We start from the raw sequence: 18,098 nt of genomic DNA, 5'->3' as shown, positions 1-18,098 counted from the left end.
TCCTTGTAAGCAACTACAATGCTATTGTTACTCGTAACGCAGTGCATCTATAGGGTTGAGCCTGGCGGCTTTAATGGCTGGGGCTAAACCAAACACTATGCCAATTAATGAAGTAAAACCAAACGACAACATTACCGCCCATGCCGGAATATACGCATCTGGCATGCTAGGAACCATAAACGAAATAAGCCCCGCTGCACCATAACCAATGGCAAGCCCAATCAACCCGCCAAATAGCGATAACACCACAGCCTCAACTAAAAACTGCAACATTATAAAGCCGGGTGTAGCGCCTAGCGCTTTAAGGGTGCCAATCACGCGGGTGCGCTCAGTTACCGACACTAACATAATATTCATTACACCTATGCCACCAACTAATAAGCTAATACCAACAATACCTGCGGTTATGGCAGTGGCACTACCGGTAAATTTATCTACTTGGGCGCGGGCTTTTTCAGCAGTTTCAAATTCAAAGTCATTGTCGTCGCCGTCTTTAAGTTTATGTAACTGGCGCAGTATACGAGTAATTTTTGCTAGTACCTGCTCTTCGTTAGCGTTGTCTTCAAGCCTAAACATAATTTGTACATTACTTTGCGTATTGCCTCCCTCTAACGCACTCATAGTGCTAATGGGAATATTAATATAATCGTCTTGATCAAAGCCCAAAAAGCTACCTTGTTTTTCGGCTACACCAATAATTCTAAACCATTCGCCACCTAGCTTTATGTATTCACCTACCGGATTGCTGGGTAAGTTTAATTTTTCGATAATTGACGGCCCAATAAAAGCTACGCGGCGGCGTTTTTCGTCGTCTTCAGCGCGAATAAAACGGCCTAGATCGGGGTAGGTACGGTATGCTTTTTGATAGTCTTGCTCAGTACCCATAACCCGCGATGAATGACTTTTATTACCATACTCAGCTCCGCCTGAAAAACGCCAAGTAAACATTAGTGCGGTGAGTGTTTCTGCTTCTTTTACTCGTGCTTTTAAGGTTAAAAAATCGTCGTAGCTAAGTTTTGCATTTTTACCAACCATTTCTAGCTCAATACTGGTATACGCCTTAATAGTAGTTACATCGGGCGACATATCAGCGAACTGATCGTTTATTTGCTTGGTAAAGCCTTGCATTACAGCAACCACAGTTACTACTGCGGCCACGCCAATAATAATACCTAAACAGGTGAGGGCAGAGCGCATAGCATTTGCTTTAATTGCCGAAAATGCGGCTTTAGTGCCTTCCATAGTGGCCAGTGCAAGTTTAAACATGCTGCCTTGCTCCTTGGTTTTTAGTTACGTCACTCACTACTTTACCATCCACTAAGCGAATTACCCGCTGACAGTGGTCGGCAATTTCTTGCTCATGTGTAACCAAAATAATGGTATGCCCTTCGTTATGCAGCTCATCAAATAAGGCCATAATTTCGCGGGTGGTTTTACTGTCTAAGTTACCGGTTGGCTCATCACCTAATAATATATGCGGTTTAGTGACTAAAGCACGAGCAATAGCAACTCGTTGACGTTGCCCGCCCGACAGCTGGCTTGATAAGTGATTTACTTTGTCGGCTAAGCCCACGCGCTTTAGCGCCTCAAGGGCTTGCTGTTTGCGTTGTTTGCTAGGGGTAAAGCGGTAAACTAAAGGCTGCATTACATTTTCTAGCGCCGATGCGCGTGGTAATAAGTTAAAGCTTTGAAATATAAATCCGACGCTTTCGTTGCGTTGGTGCGCAAGCTCGGTTTCGGTCATACTTTTTACTAACTTATCTTTTAAATAATACTCGCCGCTGGTGGGGGTATCTAAGCAGCCTAACAAATTCATTAGGGTAGACTTGCCAGATCCTGAGGGGCCAATAATGGCCACATATTCATTGGGCATAATGCTAATGTTTACATCATCAAGTGCTTTAAATATCTCAGCGCCCATTTTGTATTGTTTATTAATATGCTCAAGCTTGATCACCGCAGTCATTAGTTGTTTTCCTTCGCAGCGGCTTTTACTTTTACTGTGTCGCCTTCTTTTAAAGTACTAATAGGGCGAGCCGGGCCAATAACTATTTTGTCACCTTCATTGAGCCCCTCGGTAATTGCTTGTTCAATATCTGATGATATACCAACAGCTACGGTTACTTTACTAACGCTGTTGTCGTTATTTAGGCGCCAAACAAAGGTGCTGTCGTCTTGTTTTTGAATTGCTTCTATTGGTAACTTTAAACCATTTTCGGCAATGCTGGTGGCAATTTCTGCTCTACAGCTCATTCCGGCATATAGTTGACGATCGGTAGCATCGAGTAATACTTTTACCTTAAATGATAACCCTTGTGAGCCAGGCTGATTTTTAGCCGAGGTACCAATGTTTATTACTGTGCCAGTAAAAGGATTATTAGGATAAGCAGCGGCATAAATATTTGCTTTTTGGTGGAGTTTAATACTGGCTATGTCGGTTTCATCAACCCGCAACTCAGCTAAAATAGCACTGGGGTCAGCAACCAGCATTAAATCAGAGCCTATTATATTGGTCGTTCCGGCAATAACCGTTTCGCCTTCTTTAATATTAACCGAAGCCAATAGGCCACTCATAGGCGCTTTAAAAACACTTTTATTTAACCGATCTTGGGCAATTTGCAACGACGCATGAGCTTGGTTAAACGACTCTTTACGAGATTCAATATCTATTTTAGCTAAGTCGCGGGCACTTGCTAGGTTTTCATAGGCTTCTTCATTGCCCAAACCGACATCGTAAAGCTCTTTTTGTCTTTTTAGTTGGCGCTCAAAGTTAACTAAGCGAATTTGGCTATGTTTAATTTCTATTTCGGTGGCACGTAGTAGCGCTTTATTGCGGGTTACTTCAGATTCAAATGCAGTGGTATCAAGGCGCATTAAAATATCGCCTTGTTTTACACTTTGGCCTTCTTCGACAAATACTTTATCTACTCGGCCGGTAACTTCAGAGCGCAGCTGAACTTGAGTATTAAATACTAAGTTACCAGACGCCATTATTGAGTCGGCAATATTGCCTAGTTCAACATGGGCGATATTTACCTCGGGCTGTTTTTTATCACCAGAAATTTGTTTTGATACAATTAACGCTATAAAAGCGGCAATAGCGAGTGTGATGATAATGGCTTTTTTCATTTTATCGGTCCGTGAGTGAAAATGTGCAGAGGCTAACTTGCCTCTGCATAATAATTAAAGTGCGGCTATAATCGCCCAAACACTAAAAATAATAATACTTGGTAAGGCTGCAAACAGCAGTGCTTTATTAGTTGAGAAATTAGTCCAGCATTTTAGCCCAACCATGCCCAGCGCAATGCTCCAAATAGTGAACAGGTTAATTGATTCTAGTAAGGTATAAAAAGTATGTGTGGCATCAAGCCCAACAATGAGCTGATTGATAGAAGCGTAACTAAACACCGCTTGTTGCGAAATTTGATCTGTGTTGGCCATTAATACTAAGGCGATAGTGCCAAGGCTTGAAATAACCGTAGGCATCATTGTCCATAATGAAAAGCCATACCAAGCACCGTAACTATGTTGTGAGTTAGGATCGAGTTTAGCTATCAGCATATAATAAAGTGCAACTAAAGCATTCATTATTACTATGCCAATAATACCGCCGATCATGCCAAACCACATTTGGTTTGGGGCATTTTGTTCAATCGCTTGACGAATCATTTTTTGCTCGCCAATAGTGGCATCAACACTTGAAACGGCTACTTGCTCATTAATTAAAAACTGTATATCAACACTATTATAAAAAACAAACATACTCGCGGCGGTGGCAACTGCTATACAAATAAGGGCCAACCATGACCAGCCTTTTGCTTGCTCTATACCATTAAACGCTTTACTTGGGCTGATATAAATATCGATTAGTGCGCTTAGCGCGTTAGGTGACTTCATTATTATTCCTTAATAACCTAATTTGGGGGGAATTACTGGCTATAGCATAAGGCAAAATGAGGATAAGGTGATTATTTTATTGTAACGGTTTGTTAACGTAGTTTGTTTAGTGGCCAGGTTATTTATGCTGCTAAAACTAAAAAAGAGCCTTTCGGCTCTTGGGTTGCAGCAATTACAGTGTAATTTTTAAAGTGTAAAGTCTACTGAATAAGCAACATAGGCTTTTACGTCAGAGCCATCTATATCGGTATCAGATAAACCAAAAGTGAAACCATCTTTAGATACTGCTATGCCATAATCAATAATATTGTCATCACCTATAAAATCACCAGAGTAGTGGCCTAAATGAAATGCTATTTCGGTGCCGTTATTGCCAACAGCAAAAGCATAATCTGCCGTTAGGTAAAGTGAGTCAGCAAAGTCTGTACCGTCACCACTTGCTGCAGAGGTTGCTAATACAGCAGCACCAAAGGTGAAGCCTTTTACACTTATACTGCCGTAAATCTCAGAAAAGTCAGCATCAGCCGTGGAAGCTGCATCTGGGTATGCATAATAAATGTAACCAACATCGTAGCTCACGCTTTCATTAATAGCGCCACCAAAGCCTGCATACAAGTCTAATTCATAGGTCATCTCATCGGCCCAAGAGGCATTTGATGCCCAAGCACCGGCATAAAAACCAGACTCGTTGGTGTAGTCAATGCCGCCTGAAATGGCAGCATCACCACTGGTTTGTTCTTGTCCGCGCCATAAATAGTTTGATGTTGCTGCCGCATTAGCGGTTACTTCAGCATAGGCTGCTGTTGATGCGACACTAACTAAAGAGAGTGCTGTTATTGTTATGACTTTTTGTAGTTTTAGCATGTTTTAGTTCCTGTTATATGATTGCATGCCAAAGCTTTAAGGCTTATAGCTTGGCAGCATTTTATTATTTAACAGAAAAGAAGATTGCACGGGGTATGCCAGCTTCACTTTATTGCAGTGAATATGGTTTTAGGTGTTTTAAAACAATAGCTTATAATTAGTAGAGGGAGAGGTGCAGAGATAAGATTTTAAGGGGTTTTACATTTGTGGTGCATAAATTAACCTAGCTGCACCAAATCGGCGCTGCTAGGTTAGTTATTAATAATTAACCAAAAATAGTACGCATTAAGCTAATTGTTTCGTTAACTCCACGACCTTTTTGTACTTCATTAATAATAGAATCACGTTTGCTACGAATATGCTCAGGAATATCGTCAGCTGCAAGTGCGCGGTCTACTAAAATTTCTGCAGATTCTTTACCTCTACGCTTAGTTTTACCTGTACCTGAAGTACTGCGCTTTGGCTTGCTTAGCAGCTTGATGTAATTAGAGCTATCGGCTGTTGTGGTGTCTGCATAGTAAAAAAAGCACGGAATAAGCGCTTTAATGCTTACCAGCTGCTCTTCTAATTCGTTGTCTGCTTTAGCCATTTTAAACCAAGACAGAGTTTGAATTTTTTGTACTATGTCTTGCCAGTAACGCTCAAAGTCAGTGTTTTTTAGCTTGCTAACACCCAGTGCGCCACATAAAGCATCTAATCTATTATTGCTAATAGGAGTAAATACGTCAGGACGACGCATCGCTAATAAGCGAGTTGCTGGAGCGAGCGTTGGCTTTTCGTTACCATCGCTAAAAGCTTTTAAGTAAGCAGCAACAAATTGCTGGTACTCATAATGAGTAATATTACCTTCCAACGGAATATTGCTAAGTGCATCATCAAACGCATCAGGCATATCAGCCAGTAGTTGATGAAACGCTTTAGCGCTTTTAGTTGATGCAAACCATTCAACATCAAAGTTGTAAGTGCTTGGATCAAGCGATGCCATGTGCTTACCACTAAATGCAAGTAAGTCTTCTGGGATCATATCTTTAAGTGATTGCGGGCGAATGCTTGCAATGTAGCTTGTTAAGCGAAGCTGCTCATCAAGTGCAATAAGATCTTTGTGCTGCTCAATAAATGTAGTTACTACAGGCCAAGGCGCTACACGTAACGTTTTAACTTGTAAAAAGCTAATAGCAGAAATAAGTTGGTCGTGCAGTTTTTTTAGTACTGGTAACTGTTGCGGCTCTAGCAAGTCGTAATTCATACGATCTTTGCTTGCGTTAAGCAGTTCATAGCACCAAAGTAAAAAATCATCTGGGTGGTTTTCTACTTTCACGGCCATTAGATTTAGGCTGAGTTCTGAGGATTGCTTCAGAATGTTTTGGTATATTTGGTTTTCTTGCTCGCCTAGCGACATTTGTGACGGTGAAATTAGCAGTTTTTTCATGCCTTGTAGAACCTCGAGTTAGATGCATTTTTTAGCTGGTCTATTTTAGCGCAAATCTTGCAATAACAACAGAGGCATATACAAGCCTTAAGAATACAACAGTTAAAGTGCTCATAATTATTAATTTATTAAAACAATAAAATAGTTAACTTCAGTGACGAAAACTCAATTAGTTTAGATTGTTTGAAAATCATACGACAGTGTGTTTTTCATGTCTTACTTGTTGAAAAGTAATGATTTGTTGTTTTTTATAAAGCGTTCATGTGTTGTTTGTTAATATTTAAATAGTGTTGATATTATTAGCGCGTAGATTCATCATTAAAAAATAAATTAGTTGAAAGTTATTTTTTTTAGTACTGACAATGATTTTAGTGATAACTCTCGCTATGATATGAGTATTATTTGCACATTTGAAAGGACGATCATGAAAACCTTATTTAAAATTATAGGTGTAATACTGCTGTTATGTATTGCACTTATCGTTGCAGCACCCTTTTTAATTCCTACTGATGCTATTTTTAATAAAGTCTCTGAGCAGGTAGAACAAACCACAGGACGTACATTAACTATTAAAGGCGATAAAACGCTGAGTGTATTTCCTGCATTAAAATTAGAACTTAATGATGTACATTTTGCCAACATGAAATCGGGCTCTCGCGCCGATATGGCAAGTATGCAGCAGCTTGCAGTACACATCCCTTGGCTATCGCTATTAGATGGTGAATTTAAACTCGATAAGTTTGTTATTAACGAGCCTGATATTTTATTAGAGACCGATAAAAACGGTAAAGCTAACTGGCAGCTATTTGATGCGGTAGCTGAGCAGCCTAAAGAGCAAACAGGATCTGCGGAAGCTATAAAATTACCTGAGAACTTTGACATTGAGCTAGGGGAAGTTGCCATTTATGGTGGTACCTTTACTTATTTAGATGGTAAAACCGGGGTTAAACAGCAAATAAGTGATTTAGAACTGGCTATTTTACTTCCATCACTGCGTAAAACATTAGAAGTAAAAGGCGCAATAACTTACATGCAAGAGCGCTTTGAGCTTGATGTAAAACTAGATACGCCAGCAAAAGCGATCGAAGGTACTACTTTTAATATTCAGCAGAGTTTAGATTCACGTTTAGTTGATTTAACCTTTGAGGGAACTATTGCTAAACAAGGCCAAGATATAAAAGGTCAGTTAGCGCTAAGTGGAGACTCGGTAAAAAATATAGCCAAATGGCAAGGTGTAGAGTTAAACGCCAAAGATAACGCCTTTAATGCTTTTAGTGTAAATGGCAAAATGCATTTAGCGGGTGAGCAATTTAAGCTTGAAGAGCTTATTGCCACATTAGATGCACTGCAAATAAAAGGTAAAAGTGAGCTTAATTTAGGTAAACGACTTGCTGTAATGGCAAACATTGACTTAGGTATGCTTGACTTAAACCCATACTTACCAGAAGCCGTAGCTAAAAAAGAGCAGCCAACTACAGACGAAACTAAACCAGCAGAGCCTATTGTATGGGACGACACTAAAATAGACTTAAGTGCCTTAAATACGCTTGATGCTAATGTAGTAATACGCTCAAGCGGTTTAAAAGCTAACGATATTAAACTCGGTGCAAACCAATTTACAGTAGCGTTAAAAAATAGTGTCGCTAAATTAAGCTTAGATAACTTTGCAGCCTATGAGGGAACAGGGAAAGGGGCAATTAATATTAATGCCCAGCAAATACCTTATAAAATAACCACTAATTTTGATTTGGCAGGTATTGATGCACAACCGTTATTAACCGATGCCGCAGGATTTGATAAATTAATGGGTAATGGCTCATTAAATTGGAACTTAACCACAAATGGGCAAAGCCAAAAAGAGTTTGTTAACGCACTTAATGGTGAGTTAGGGTTTGAGTTTGCTAATGGCGCAGTACAAGGCGCAAATATAGCTGAAATGATTCGCAAAGGTAAAGAGTTGCTTAAAGGTAATGTAGGGGCTGTATCAGAAGGACTAGATACTGGCTTTGATAAGTCACAGCAAACCGACTTCTCAGCATTAACGGGTAGCTTTAAGTTTACTAATGGGGTGGGCCATAATAACGACCTGTCGTTAATCAGCCCACTGATCCGTATTTCAGGCGAAGGTGATGTGGATTTACCTAATACTATTATTAATTACCGACTAGTAACCGGTATAGTCGGTTCTATTGAGGGGCAGGGTACAACCGATGATAGTACCGGCTTTAAAATACCACTGCGTATTAAAGGGCCATTCCATGATGTAGGCATTAAGCTTGATTTTGGTAATGCGCTTAAAGAAGAAGCAAAAGAAAAGCTCAAAGAAAAAGCAAAAGACAAACTTAAAGATAAATTGAAAGGTTTGTTTGGCTAAAACCCTGATAAATAATCTACAAGGCACTAAGATAGTGCCTTGTTTGTTTTGTAACCATATGTAAAGTAGCTAGATAGCCGTAATTACTCAATATTAATTAGCTTTCCCTCATAATTAATTAAAAAATAACCTACCGCTCCCCCCGTAATGCTGGTACAATTGCCCGCCCTTAAGAGACAACTAGCTTGTTTTTTGAGTGGATTTCAATCGAAATGTCTTGATTTTAAACGAATTTAAGACAAGTTGTAATTACTACACCGGAGGTCATTAACATGATCCAAATGCAAACTCAGCTGGAAGTTGCTGATAACAGCGGCGCTCGCAAAGTGCAGTGTATAAAAGTCCTTGGTGGTTCTCACCGTCGCTATGCAGCGATTGGCGACATCATTAAAGTTTCTGTAAAAGAAGCTATTCCTCGCGGTAAAGTGAAGAAAGGTGATGTTAAAAACGCGGTAGTTGTGCGCACCAAAAAAGGCGTTCGTCGTCCAGACGGTTCTTTGATCCGTTTCGATAGCAATGCAGCTGTTATCTTAAATGATAACTTGCAGCCTATTGGTACTCGTATCTTCGGCCCTGTGACTCGTGAACTTCGTAATGATAAGTTCATGAAAATCGTTTCACTAGCCCCAGAAGTACTGTAAGGAGTCTATCATGGCAGCAAAAATCCGTCGTGATGACGAAGTAATCGTTCTAGCAGGTAAAGACAAAGGTAAGCGCGGAAAAGTGCTTTCAGTTGTTACTGAATCTGGAAGATTATTTGTCGAAGGCATAAACTTGATCAAAAAGCACCAAAAGCCGGTTCCACAATTGAACCAGCCTGGCGGTATTGTTGAGAAAGAAGCGTCTATCGACGTATCAAACGTTGCGATCTACAACTCGGAAACGAGTAAAGCAGATCGTGTAGGTTTCAAGATTGAAGATGGTAAGAAATTACGTATCTTTAAATCTACTGGTAAAACTATTTAATAGTTGGAGTAGAATGATGGCGAAACTGCATGAAGTATATAAAGACAAAGTAGTAGCTGAACTTCAAGAGAAGTTTGGTTTCAGCTCTGTCATGCAAGTCCCTCTGATCGAAAAGATCACATTGAATATGGGCGTGGGCGAAGCCCTAGCTGACAAGAAAATTCTAGATAACGCTGTTGCGGATCTAGCTGCAATCTCTGGTCAGAAACCTCTAATCACTAAAGCACGCAAATCTGTTGCTGGCTTCAAAGTGCGTGAAGGTTACCCGATAGGTTGTAAAGTAACCCTACGTGGCGAACGTATGTGGGACTTTTTTGAGCGTTTGGTATCAATCGCTATCCCACGTATTCGCGACTTCCGTGGCGTAAGTGCTAAGTCTTTTGATGGACGTGGCAACTACAGCATGGGCGTACGTGAACAAATCATCTTCCCAGAAATCGATTACGATAAAGTAGACCGTGTACGCGGTATGGATATTACTATTACTACTTCTGCGAAATCTGATGAGGAAGGCCGTGCGTTGTTAGAAGCGTTTAACTTCCCATTCAAGAAATAAGGGTAGGGTTATGGCAAAGAATTCTATGAAAGCGCGCGAAGCAAAGCGCACAAAACTAGTTGCTCAGTTCGCTGAAAAGCGCACAGCACTAAAAGCTATCATCAGTGATGTTAATACATCTGAAGATGATCGTTGGGACGCGGTACTTAAGCTACAAGCTTTACCACGTGATTCTAGCCCTGTACGTCAGCGTAATCGTTGTAACATTACGGGCCGCCCACATGGTTTCCTTCGCAAATTCGGCATGAGCCGTATTAAAGTTCGCGAAGCAGCTATGCGCGGTGAAATTCCTGGCCTTAAAAAAGCTAGCTGGTAAAAGAATCACGGGAGTAAGACTATGAGCTTGCAAGATCCTATCGCGGATTTGTTTACACGAATCCGTAACGGTCAGTCAGCGAAGAAAGTATCTGTAACGATGCCTAATTCAAAACTGAAAGTAGCAGTAGCTAAAGTATTAAAAAATGAAGGTTACATCGCTGATTTCGCAATCAATGGCGACGTAAAACCTGAGCTTTCTATCGAATTGAAGTACTTCGAAGGCAAAGCTGTTATTGAAAATATCCAGCGTGTTAGCCGCCCTGGTTTACGTATCTATAAGAGACGTGACGAATTACCAAAGGTAATGGGTGGTCTAGGTATCGCTATCGTATCAACTTCTAAAGGCCTAATGACAGACCGCGCAGCACGTAGTGCAGGCGTTGGTGGTGAAATCATTGGTTTTGTAGCTTAATCGGAGGGGAACTATGTCTCGCATAGCAAAGGCACCAATTAGTGTTCCTGCCGGTGTAGAAGTTACATTAAAAGGCCAGGAAATCACAGTTAAAGGCAAAAACGGTGAATTAACTCGTACTATCAACAACGCTGTTGAAGTAAAAGTTGAAGAAAACGTTATTACAACTTTACCTCGTGAAGGCGTAACAGATGCATGGGCTCAAGCAGGTACTGCTCGCGCTCTAATCAACAATATGATTGTTGGTACGCATGAAGGTTACGAGAAGAAACTTCAGTTAGTAGGCGTTGGTTACCGTGCAGCAGCTAAGGGTAAAACATTAGATTTAACTCTTGGTTTCTCGCACCCAGTTCATTTCGCAGTTCCTGAAGGAATTACGATTGAAACTCCAAGCCAAACAGAAGTTCTAGTTAAGGGCGTAGATAAGCAGTTAGTTGGTCAAACAGCTGCTAACATTCGTGCATACCGTAAACCTGAGCCATATAAAGGCAAGGGTGTTCGTTATTCAGATGAGAATGTGCGCCGTAAAGAGGCTAAGAAGAAGTAAGGTAAGACGATGGATAAAAAAACAGCTCGTCTACGTCGTGCTAAACGCACTCGTAGAAATTATATTGAACAAGGCACAACGCGTCTTGTTATCCACCGCACGCCACGTCACATATACGCTCAAGTAGTTACTGCTGAGGGTACTGTACTGGCTGCTGCTTCTACTGTTGAAAAAGCTATTTGCGAAACAGTTAAAGGCACCGGCAACGTTGCAGCTGCGCAAGCAGTTGGTAAAGCGGTTGCTGAACGTGCGGCTGACAAAGGCATCGAAAAGATTGCTTTTGATCGTAGTGGCTTTAAATATCACGGCCGTGTGAAGGCGCTAGCTGATGCTGCGCGTGAAGCCGGTTTGCAATTCTAGGAGTAGACAATGGCTAACGTAGAAGCAAAGCAACAACAGCCTGATCTAGCTGAAAAGCTAATCGCGGTGAACCGTGTGTCTAAAGTAGTTAAAGGTGGTCGTATCTTTAGCTTTACAGCACTAACAGTAGTTGGTGATGGCGCAGGTAAAGTAGGTTTTGGTTATGGTAAAGCACGTGAAGTTCCAGCTGCTATTCAAAAAGCAATGGAAAAAGCACGTCGCAATATGATCAATGTAGACCTAAATGGCAACACATTACAGCATCCTGTTAAAGGACGTCATGCTGGCTCACAAGTGTTTATGAAACCAGCCTCTGAAGGTACTGGTATCATCGCTGGTGGTGCAATGCGTGCGGTACTAGAAGTGACTGGTGTGCAGAACGTACTTTCTAAATGTTACGGTTCTACTAACCCAATCAACGTAGTGCGTGCAACAATCTCTGCTCTTGAGAATATGAATTCTCCTCAGTCGATTGCTGCTAAACGTGGTCTTCGCATAGACGAGATACTGGGGTAACCATGGCAAATCAAACTGTAAAAGTAACACAAGTAAAAAGCTCTATCGGTCGTTTACCGAAACATAAAGCTACATTACGCGGTCTTGGTTTACGTCGTATCAACCACACTGTTGAGTTAGAAGACACAGCATGTGTACGTGGTATGATAAACCAGGTTTCTTACATGGTTAAGGTAGAGGGTTAATTTCATGCATTTGAATACACTTTCACCTGCTGCAGGTTCAAAAACTGCTCCAAAACGTGTTGGTCGTGGTATCGGTTCTGGTCTTGGTAAGACTGGTGGCCGTGGTCACAAAGGTCAAAAATCACGTTCTGGCGGTAAAGTACGCGTTGGTTTCGAAGGCGGTCAAATGCCTATGCAACGTCGTCTACCTAAGTTCGGTTTCACTTCTCGCAAATCATTAGTATCTGCAGAAATAAACCTATACGAAATCGCTAAAGTAGAAGGCGATGTGGTAGACCTAAGCGCGTTACAAGCAGCTGGTCTAGTTAAAAAGAACGTTTTGTTCGTTAAAGTTGTTAAATCTGGCGAAGTTTCACGCGCTGTTACCGTTAAGGGCCTTAGAGCCACTAAAGGTGCACGCGAAGCTATCGAAGCTGCCGGAGGCAAGGTAGAAGACTAAGGAAGTACTAATGGCTAAACCAGGTCAAGATATGCAAAGTGCACAAGGTGGACTTTCGGAATTGAAGCGCCGATTACTCTTCGTATTAGGTGCTATCATTATATACCGTCTAGGTTCATTTGTGCCGATCCCTGGGATTGACGCCGCTGTACTTGCCGATTTCTTCGAGCAACAAAAGGGCACCATTGTTGAGATGTTCAACATGTTTAGCGGTGGTGCGCTTGAGCGAGCTTCAGTGTTAGCACTGGGTATTATGCCGTATATCTCGGCTTCGATTATTACGCAACTATTAACGCATATGTATCCTCCGTTTATAGAGCTTAAGAAAGAAGGTGAGCAAGGGCGTAAAAAAATTAGCCAGTACACACGCTATGGCACGCTTGTGCTTGCTACTATCCAATCAATCGGTATTGCCACAAGCTTACCGGGCATGATGGAAGGGTTAGTTGTTAACCCTGGTATGGGTTTCTATTTCACCGCAGTGGTGAGTTTAGTGACTGGTACTATGTTCCTTATGTGGTTGGGCGAACAAATAACAGAACGTGGTATTGGTAACGGTATCTCTGTTTTAATATTTGTTGGTATTGTAGCTAACCTGCCGTCTGCTATTGGTTCGACAGCTGAAATGGCGCGCCAAGGTGATTTGAATGTTTTTGTACTGTTGATGGTTGCGGTAATCGTATTCGCTGTTACTTATCTTGTAGTGTTTTTTGAACGTGGCCAACGACGTATTGTTGTTAACTACGCTAAACGCCAACAAGGTCGTCAAGTATTTGCTGCCCAAAGCACGCATTTACCACTAAAAGTAAATATGGCGGGTGTTATTCCACCAATTTTCGCTAGCAGTATAATTCTGTTCCCTGGTACAATTGCCAGCTGGTTCGGCCAGGGTGAAGGTCCGGTCGCTGATGTGTTACAAGCTATAGCTACAACGTTGACCCCAGGTCAGCCATTGTATGCAATGGTTTTAGCAGCAGCTATCATCTTCTTCTGCTTTTTCTACACAGCGTTGGTGTTTAACCCACGTGAAACAGCAGATAACCTGAAGAAATCTGGCGCATTTATCCCAGGTATTCGTCCAGGTGAGCAGACATCTAAATACATTGATAAAGTGATGACACGCCTGACATTGGCAGGTGCTTTGTATATAACCTTTATCTGTCTGGTGCCTGAATTCATGACAATGGCATGGCAAACGCCATTCTACTTCGGCGGTACATCAATTTTGATTATCGTAGTTGTTATCATGGACTTTATGGCACAAGTACAGACTCACCTGATGTCTCATCAGTATGATTCTGTGCTGAAAAAAGCGAACCTTAAAGGCTATGGTCGATAAGGTCAGTTTACGGAGTTGAGCAATGAAAGTACGTGCTTCCGTTAAGAAAATATGCCGTAACTGTAAAGTTATTAAACGTGCTGGTGTAGTACGCGTAATTTGCAGTGAGCCTAAGCATAAGCAAAGGCAAGGTTAAGTAAACAGCGTGCAGGCTGAGTTTTCTCGGCCTGTGTTTTTAGTAGTGATTTGGTCTTCGTTTGAGTATCCTTACGGGCTCTTCAAACAGATGATTACCAAATTCGAATATAGGAGATGTGTTAGTGGCCCGTATTGCTGGCATTAACGTCCCTGATCATAAACATGCAGTTATTGGTTTAACAGCTATTTATGGCATAGGTAAGACTCGCTCTAAGGCTATCTTAGCAGCGACTGGTATCGCCGAGACCACAAAAATCGGTGAACTTTCAGACGAAACTCTTGACGTATTGCGTGATGCAGTTGGCAAGTACACCGTTGAAGGTGATCTTCGTCGTGAAGTTACTTTAAATATCAAGCGCCTAATGGACCTTGGTTGTTATCGTGGCCTACGTCACCGTCGCTCTTTACCACTACGTGGTCAAAGAACTAAGACTAACGCGCGTACCCGTAAGGGTCCTCGTAAGCCTATTAAGCGATAAGGGGATAGTATTATGGCTAAGACACCAATTCGTCGTAAAAAGGTTAAAAAACAAGTTGCTGATGGTATGGCTCATGTTCATGCTTCTTTCAACAACACTATTGTAACGATTACCGATCGTCAAGGTAATGCACTATCATGGGCTACTGCCGGTGGTTCAGGTTTCCGTGGTTCACGTAAATCTACTCCATTTGCTGCTCAGGTTGCTGCAGAGCGTGCAGGTACTGCTGCTCAAGAATACGGTTTAAAAAATCTAGAAGTTTTCATCAAAGGTCCAGGTCCAGGTCGTGAATCTGCTGTACGTGCTTTGAATGCTGCTGGCTACCGTATTACCAACATTACTGACGTGACGCCAATACCACATAATGGTTGTCGTCCACCGAAGAAACGTCGCGTTTAACAATAGGTTAGGAGAAATAACATGGCAAGATATTTGGGCCCTAAGCTCAAGCTGAGTCGTCGTGAAGGCACTGACCTGTTCCTTAAGAGCGGCGTAAGAGCTATCGACTCTAAGTGTAAACTTGAGACTGCACCTGGTCAGCATGGCGCTCGTAAAGGTCGCTTATCTGATTACGGTTTACAATTACGTGAAAAGCAAAAAGTACGTCGTATCTACGGTGTATTAGAAAAGCAATTCCGTAACTACTACAAAGAAGCTGCTCGCCTTAAAGGTAATACAGGTGAAAACTTGTTACAGCTATTAGAGCAACGTTTAGACAATGTTGTATATCGCATGGGTTTTGCTAGCACACGTGCAGAAGCACGTCAGTTAGTAAGCCATAAAGCGATTTTAGTTAATGGTCGTGTTGTGAATGTTCCTTCGTACGTAATTGCTCCAGAAGATACTGTTGTAATCCGTGAGAAGTCTAAAACACAAGCACGTATCATCGCTGCTCTAGAGTTGGCTGAGCAACGTGAAAAGCCGACTTGGGTTGAAGTTGACGGTAAGAAATTGGAAGGCAGCTTTAAGCGTCTACCTGAGCGTTCAGATCTGTCTGCGGACATTAATGAACAACTAATCGTCGAACTTTACTCTAAGTAAAGTTAAGAGTTAAGAGAGGATAAAATGCAGGGTTCTGTTACAGAATTTCTAAAACCAAGGTTAGTCGATATCGACGCTATCAACCCAACACGTTCTAAAATAGTTTTAGAACCACTTGAGCGTGGCTTCGGTCACACTTTGGGTAATGCCTTACGCCGTATACTGCTTTCATCTATGCCTGGATGTGCAGTAACTGAAGTTGAAATCGACGGTGTATTGCATGAGTACAGCGCGAAAGAAGGCGTTCAAGAAGACATCATTGAAATACTATTAAACCTAAAAGGTTTAGCAGTAACGTTAGAAGGCAAAGATGAAGTTTTTCTGACCCTGGCTAAATCTGGTGTAGGCCCTGTGACTGCGTCAGATATTCAGCACGATGGCGATGTAACAATTGCTAACCCAGATCATGTTATTTGTAATTTAACAACAAATAACAGCGAGATCAGCATGCGTATTCGTGTTGAACGTGGTCGTGGTTATGTGCCGGCATCTAGTCGTTTATCCTCTGATGACGATGAGCGTCCAATTGGTAGATTGTTGCTTGATGCATCATTTAGCCCAGTTGAACGTATTGCGTACTCGGTTGAATCAGCTCGAGTTGAGCAACGTACAGATTTAGACAAGTTAATCATTGATATGGAAACAAACGGCACTTTAGATCCAGAAGAAGCGATCCGCCGTGCGTCTACTATCTTAGCTGAGCAATTAGATGCATTCGTAGATTTACGTGATGTAACTGAGCCAGAAGAGAAAGAAGAGAAGCCAGAATTCGATCCTATTCTACTTCGTCCAGTTGATGATCTTGAACTAACAGTACGCTCAGCAAATTGTTTGAAAGCCGAGCAAATTCAATATATCGGTGATTTAGTTCAGCGCACTGAAGTTGAGCTTCTTAAAACGCCTAATTTAGGTAAGAAGTCTCTAACTGAAATTAAAGACGTGCTAGCTTCACGTGGACTTTCTCTAGGCATGCGCCTAGAAAATTGGCCACCTGCAAGTTTAGCTGAATAATCTAAATCACTATATTAGTTTAGTTAGAAGGATAGGGTCATGCGCCATCGTAAGAGTGGTCGTCAATTAAACCGTAACAGTAGCCATCGTAAAGCGATGTTTAGCAATATGGCAGGTTCTTTGGTGAAACATGAAATCATCAAAACTACTTTGCCTAAAGCGAAAGAGTTACGTCGTGTAATTGAACCTTTAATCACACTGGCTAAGACTGACAGTGTAGCAAATCGCCGTTTAGCGTTTGCTCGCACGCGTGATAATGAAGTTGTTGGTAAGTTATTCAGTGAAATCGGTCCACGTAACGCGGATCGTCCAGGTGGTTACACTCGTATTCTTAAGTGTGGCTTCCGTACTGGTGATAATGCACCAATGGCTTATATTGAACTAGTTGGTCGCCCAGCGACTAGCGAAGCAGTTCAAGAAGACGCACAGTCTGCAGAGTAAGTCTTAAAGAAACCTAAAAGCCGAGCCTATGCTCGGCTTTTTCTTGCCTAAAATTTGTTAATCTATATGGATCAGTGATTACCTTCTATTATGATCGTTTACGAGTACTGACTCATAGATTCTAAATTGATAAGTTGTTTTAACACCTGCTTTAATATCCCTACCAAGTTACTCTTTACTTATTACTCATTCAAAATAGCCTATCAGATCATGGTTAAGGATTATCTTCATTATATATTGTTCGTTTAGAGCTATTATATAATACAACTCCAAAACTTAGATTATCCAGTAGAGCGGCCCACTACGAAGTTTATATTTATAAATCTGATTATAAGACATAACGTGTACTCATTTACCTATATACCTATATTAAGAATCTCATATCAAGGTTGAGTATTACGGCCTAAGTAAACTTATTTCTTAATATTATTAAATTATGATTAAACATAGCTCGATCAATTCAATTTTCGCCTTTTGATTACTTTAAATGATTTTAAGTAATACGAGTCTTCTCATATTGGTTAGTTATTTAGCATAGATGATCCAAATATGTCTTTATTCATTAGTAGTTGTCATAACTTTCATTTCAAATAGCGCTATAAATTTCTTAACGATAGTAGTTTAGTTGTGTTTTTAAGCGTTTAGCTCAAATACTCAGCGAACAGCAGTTTATTTCAAGTTTTCTTTAAAAAACAGTTGATCTGTTTTTGGATCTCCCTATAATGCGACCCCACTGAGAAGGGAAACGCCGAAGCATAGCAAGGCAGCAACTACTTAGAGAGTTAA

Annotated in this window: 24 protein-coding genes; 18 read left to right on the top strand and 6 right to left on the bottom strand. The window is 41.2% G+C overall.

Translation table 11 applies throughout. The annotated features are described in order from the left end of the window. Window positions 1–27: 27 nt before the first annotated feature. The 6 genes from AAEZ18_RS11820 to AAEZ18_RS11795 form a co-directional block, all read right to left on the bottom strand. Window positions 28–1,266 (bottom strand): ABC transporter permease, encoded by a 1,239-nt coding sequence (locus tag AAEZ18_RS11820; RefSeq protein WP_011329457.1) that lies wholly within the window; start codon window positions 1,264–1,266, stop codon window positions 28–30. Continuing rightward, on the bottom strand, window positions 1,259–1,966 hold the full coding sequence (locus AAEZ18_RS11815) for an ABC transporter ATP-binding protein (RefSeq protein ID WP_011329456.1): 708 nt from the start codon (window positions 1,964–1,966) through the stop codon (window positions 1,259–1,261). The genes AAEZ18_RS11820 and AAEZ18_RS11815 overlap by 8 nt, the downstream gene beginning before the upstream one ends. Further along, window positions 1,966–3,129, bottom strand: coding sequence for an efflux RND transporter periplasmic adaptor subunit (locus AAEZ18_RS11810; protein ID WP_089368841.1), 1,164 nt, complete (start codon window positions 3,127–3,129; stop codon window positions 1,966–1,968). The genes AAEZ18_RS11815 and AAEZ18_RS11810 overlap by 1 nt, the downstream gene beginning before the upstream one ends. A 54-nt stretch (window positions 3,130–3,183) precedes the next feature. Further along, window positions 3,184–3,897, bottom strand: a complete 714-nt coding sequence (locus AAEZ18_RS11805) for a YIP1 family protein (protein ID WP_011329454.1) — start codon at window positions 3,895–3,897, stop codon at window positions 3,184–3,186. 186 nt (window positions 3,898–4,083) lie between these two features. Then, window positions 4,084–4,761, bottom strand: a complete 678-nt coding sequence (locus tag AAEZ18_RS11800; RefSeq protein WP_011329453.1) for a TorF family putative porin — start codon at window positions 4,759–4,761, stop codon at window positions 4,084–4,086. Window positions 4,762–5,026: 265 nt separating this feature from the next. Next, window positions 5,027–6,190 (bottom strand): hypothetical protein, encoded by a 1,164-nt coding sequence (locus AAEZ18_RS11795; protein ID WP_086998963.1) that lies wholly within the window; start codon window positions 6,188–6,190, stop codon window positions 5,027–5,029. Window positions 6,191–6,614: 424 nt separating this feature from the next. Here AAEZ18_RS11795 and AAEZ18_RS11790 point away from each other — a divergent pair, with 424 nt between their 5' ends. The 18 genes from AAEZ18_RS11790 to rplQ all read left to right on the top strand — a co-directional run bounded on the left by AAEZ18_RS11790 (window position 6,615) and on the right by rplQ (window position 17,312). Next, window positions 6,615–8,564, top strand: coding sequence for an AsmA family protein (locus AAEZ18_RS11790; RefSeq protein WP_089368840.1), 1,950 nt, complete (start codon window positions 6,615–6,617; stop codon window positions 8,562–8,564). A 272-nt stretch (window positions 8,565–8,836) separates the two neighbouring features. Further along, window positions 8,837–9,205, top strand: coding sequence for a 50S ribosomal protein L14 (rplN, locus tag AAEZ18_RS11785; RefSeq protein WP_011329449.1), 369 nt, complete (start codon window positions 8,837–8,839; stop codon window positions 9,203–9,205). Window positions 9,206–9,215: 10 nt separating this feature from the next. After that, window positions 9,216–9,530, top strand: coding sequence for a 50S ribosomal protein L24 (gene rplX, locus AAEZ18_RS11780; RefSeq protein WP_011329448.1), 315 nt, complete (start codon window positions 9,216–9,218; stop codon window positions 9,528–9,530). Window positions 9,531–9,546: 16 nt separating this feature from the next. Then, window positions 9,547–10,086, top strand: a complete 540-nt coding sequence (rplE, locus tag AAEZ18_RS11775) for a 50S ribosomal protein L5 (protein WP_011329447.1) — start codon at window positions 9,547–9,549, stop codon at window positions 10,084–10,086. 10 nt (window positions 10,087–10,096) lie between these two features. Beyond that, window positions 10,097–10,402 (top strand): 30S ribosomal protein S14, encoded by a 306-nt coding sequence (gene rpsN, locus AAEZ18_RS11770; protein WP_011329446.1) that lies wholly within the window; start codon window positions 10,097–10,099, stop codon window positions 10,400–10,402. Between the two features lie 21 nt (window positions 10,403–10,423). After that, window positions 10,424–10,816, top strand: coding sequence for a 30S ribosomal protein S8 (rpsH, locus tag AAEZ18_RS11765; protein WP_011329445.1), 393 nt, complete (start codon window positions 10,424–10,426; stop codon window positions 10,814–10,816). Window positions 10,817–10,829: 13 nt separating this feature from the next. Next, window positions 10,830–11,363 carry a 50S ribosomal protein L6 gene (gene rplF / locus AAEZ18_RS11760; protein WP_011329444.1) on the top strand — a complete coding sequence of 178 codons (534 nt, stop codon included), beginning with the start codon at window positions 10,830–10,832 and terminating at the stop codon, window positions 11,361–11,363. A gap of 9 nt (window positions 11,364–11,372) precedes the next feature. Next, entirely contained in the window at window positions 11,373–11,723 is a 351-nt protein-coding gene (rplR, locus tag AAEZ18_RS11755; protein ID WP_011329443.1) for a 50S ribosomal protein L18, read from the top strand. Between the two features lie 9 nt (window positions 11,724–11,732). After that, window positions 11,733–12,239 carry a 30S ribosomal protein S5 gene (rpsE, locus tag AAEZ18_RS11750; RefSeq protein ID WP_011329442.1) on the top strand — a complete coding sequence of 169 codons (507 nt, stop codon included), beginning with the start codon at window positions 11,733–11,735 and terminating at the stop codon, window positions 12,237–12,239. Window positions 12,240–12,241: 2 nt separating this feature from the next. Next, window positions 12,242–12,424 carry a 50S ribosomal protein L30 gene (rpmD, locus tag AAEZ18_RS11745; RefSeq protein WP_011329441.1) on the top strand — a complete coding sequence of 61 codons (183 nt, stop codon included), beginning with the start codon at window positions 12,242–12,244 and terminating at the stop codon, window positions 12,422–12,424. 4 nt (window positions 12,425–12,428) lie between these two features. Further along, complete coding sequence (gene rplO / locus AAEZ18_RS11740) at window positions 12,429–12,863, top strand: 50S ribosomal protein L15 (protein ID WP_011329440.1); 435 nt, start codon at window positions 12,429–12,431, stop codon at window positions 12,861–12,863. 10 nt (window positions 12,864–12,873) lie between these two features. After that, the gene (secY, locus tag AAEZ18_RS11735) at window positions 12,874–14,202 is read left to right on the top strand and encodes a preprotein translocase subunit SecY (RefSeq protein WP_011329439.1); all 1,329 of its coding nucleotides are present in this window, start codon (window positions 12,874–12,876) and stop codon (window positions 14,200–14,202) included. 22 nt (window positions 14,203–14,224) lie between these two features. Beyond that, a complete protein-coding gene (gene rpmJ, locus AAEZ18_RS11730) occupies window positions 14,225–14,338 on the top strand; it encodes a 50S ribosomal protein L36 (protein ID WP_002959476.1) in 114 nt (37 codons plus the stop codon). A gap of 124 nt (window positions 14,339–14,462) precedes the next feature. After that, the gene (gene rpsM, locus AAEZ18_RS11725) at window positions 14,463–14,819 is read left to right on the top strand and encodes a 30S ribosomal protein S13 (RefSeq protein ID WP_006794252.1); all 357 of its coding nucleotides are present in this window, start codon (window positions 14,463–14,465) and stop codon (window positions 14,817–14,819) included. Window positions 14,820–14,831: 12 nt separating this feature from the next. Further along, window positions 14,832–15,218, top strand: coding sequence for a 30S ribosomal protein S11 (gene rpsK, locus AAEZ18_RS11720; protein WP_002959471.1), 387 nt, complete (start codon window positions 14,832–14,834; stop codon window positions 15,216–15,218). A 21-nt stretch (window positions 15,219–15,239) separates the two neighbouring features. Further along, entirely contained in the window at window positions 15,240–15,860 is a 621-nt protein-coding gene (gene rpsD, locus AAEZ18_RS11715) for a 30S ribosomal protein S4 (protein ID WP_011329438.1), read from the top strand. A 24-nt stretch (window positions 15,861–15,884) separates the two neighbouring features. Continuing rightward, on the top strand, window positions 15,885–16,871 hold the full coding sequence (locus AAEZ18_RS11710; RefSeq protein ID WP_011329437.1) for a DNA-directed RNA polymerase subunit alpha: 987 nt from the start codon (window positions 15,885–15,887) through the stop codon (window positions 16,869–16,871). 39 nt (window positions 16,872–16,910) lie between these two features. Then, window positions 16,911–17,312, top strand: a complete 402-nt coding sequence (rplQ, locus tag AAEZ18_RS11705) for a 50S ribosomal protein L17 (RefSeq protein ID WP_002959450.1) — start codon at window positions 16,911–16,913, stop codon at window positions 17,310–17,312. Window positions 17,313–18,098 lie beyond the last annotated feature (786 nt).

The organism is Pseudoalteromonas sp. 19-MNA-CIBAN-0066, from assembly GCF_040308705.1.
GTDB lineage: Bacteria > Pseudomonadota > Gammaproteobacteria > Enterobacterales > Alteromonadaceae > Pseudoalteromonas > Pseudoalteromonas nigrifaciens.
This window is presented reverse-complemented; position numbering and strand designations above follow the sequence as displayed.

Excerpts from the sequence above, each read along its gene's own strand:
- AAEZ18_RS11820 (WP_011329457.1), bottom strand. The coding sequence starts at position 1,266 with ATGTTTAAACTTGCACTGGCCACTATGGAAGGCACTAAAGCCGCATTT.
- AAEZ18_RS11815 (WP_011329456.1), bottom strand. The coding sequence starts at position 1,966 with ATGACTGCGGTGATCAAGCTTGAGCATATTAATAAACAATACAAAATG.
- AAEZ18_RS11810 (WP_089368841.1), bottom strand. The coding sequence starts at position 3,129 with ATGAAAAAAGCCATTATCATCACACTCGCTATTGCCGCTTTTATAGCG.
- AAEZ18_RS11805 (WP_011329454.1), bottom strand. The coding sequence starts at position 3,897 with ATGAAGTCACCTAACGCGCTAAGCGCACTAATCGATATTTATATCAGC.
- AAEZ18_RS11800 (WP_011329453.1), bottom strand. The coding sequence starts at position 4,761 with ATGCTAAAACTACAAAAAGTCATAACAATAACAGCACTCTCTTTAGTT.
- AAEZ18_RS11795 (WP_086998963.1), bottom strand. The coding sequence starts at position 6,190 with ATGAAAAAACTGCTAATTTCACCGTCACAAATGTCGCTAGGCGAGCAA.
- AAEZ18_RS11790 (WP_089368840.1), top strand. The coding sequence starts at position 6,615 with ATGAAAACCTTATTTAAAATTATAGGTGTAATACTGCTGTTATGTATT.
- rplN (WP_011329449.1), top strand. The coding sequence starts at position 8,837 with ATGATCCAAATGCAAACTCAGCTGGAAGTTGCTGATAACAGCGGCGCT.
- rplX (WP_011329448.1), top strand. The coding sequence starts at position 9,216 with ATGGCAGCAAAAATCCGTCGTGATGACGAAGTAATCGTTCTAGCAGGT.
- rplE (WP_011329447.1), top strand. The coding sequence starts at position 9,547 with ATGGCGAAACTGCATGAAGTATATAAAGACAAAGTAGTAGCTGAACTT.
- rpsN (WP_011329446.1), top strand. The coding sequence starts at position 10,097 with ATGGCAAAGAATTCTATGAAAGCGCGCGAAGCAAAGCGCACAAAACTA.
- rpsH (WP_011329445.1), top strand. The coding sequence starts at position 10,424 with ATGAGCTTGCAAGATCCTATCGCGGATTTGTTTACACGAATCCGTAAC.
- rplF (WP_011329444.1), top strand. The coding sequence starts at position 10,830 with ATGTCTCGCATAGCAAAGGCACCAATTAGTGTTCCTGCCGGTGTAGAA.
- rplR (WP_011329443.1), top strand. The coding sequence starts at position 11,373 with ATGGATAAAAAAACAGCTCGTCTACGTCGTGCTAAACGCACTCGTAGA.
- rpsE (WP_011329442.1), top strand. The coding sequence starts at position 11,733 with ATGGCTAACGTAGAAGCAAAGCAACAACAGCCTGATCTAGCTGAAAAG.
- rpmD (WP_011329441.1), top strand. The coding sequence starts at position 12,242 with ATGGCAAATCAAACTGTAAAAGTAACACAAGTAAAAAGCTCTATCGGT.
- rplO (WP_011329440.1), top strand. The coding sequence starts at position 12,429 with ATGCATTTGAATACACTTTCACCTGCTGCAGGTTCAAAAACTGCTCCA.
- secY (WP_011329439.1), top strand. The coding sequence starts at position 12,874 with ATGGCTAAACCAGGTCAAGATATGCAAAGTGCACAAGGTGGACTTTCG.
- rpmJ (WP_002959476.1), top strand. The coding sequence starts at position 14,225 with ATGAAAGTACGTGCTTCCGTTAAGAAAATATGCCGTAACTGTAAAGTT.
- rpsK (WP_002959471.1), top strand. The coding sequence starts at position 14,832 with ATGGCTAAGACACCAATTCGTCGTAAAAAGGTTAAAAAACAAGTTGCT.
- rpsD (WP_011329438.1), top strand. The coding sequence starts at position 15,240 with ATGGCAAGATATTTGGGCCCTAAGCTCAAGCTGAGTCGTCGTGAAGGC.
- AAEZ18_RS11710 (WP_011329437.1), top strand. The coding sequence starts at position 15,885 with ATGCAGGGTTCTGTTACAGAATTTCTAAAACCAAGGTTAGTCGATATC.
- rplQ (WP_002959450.1), top strand. The coding sequence starts at position 16,911 with ATGCGCCATCGTAAGAGTGGTCGTCAATTAAACCGTAACAGTAGCCAT.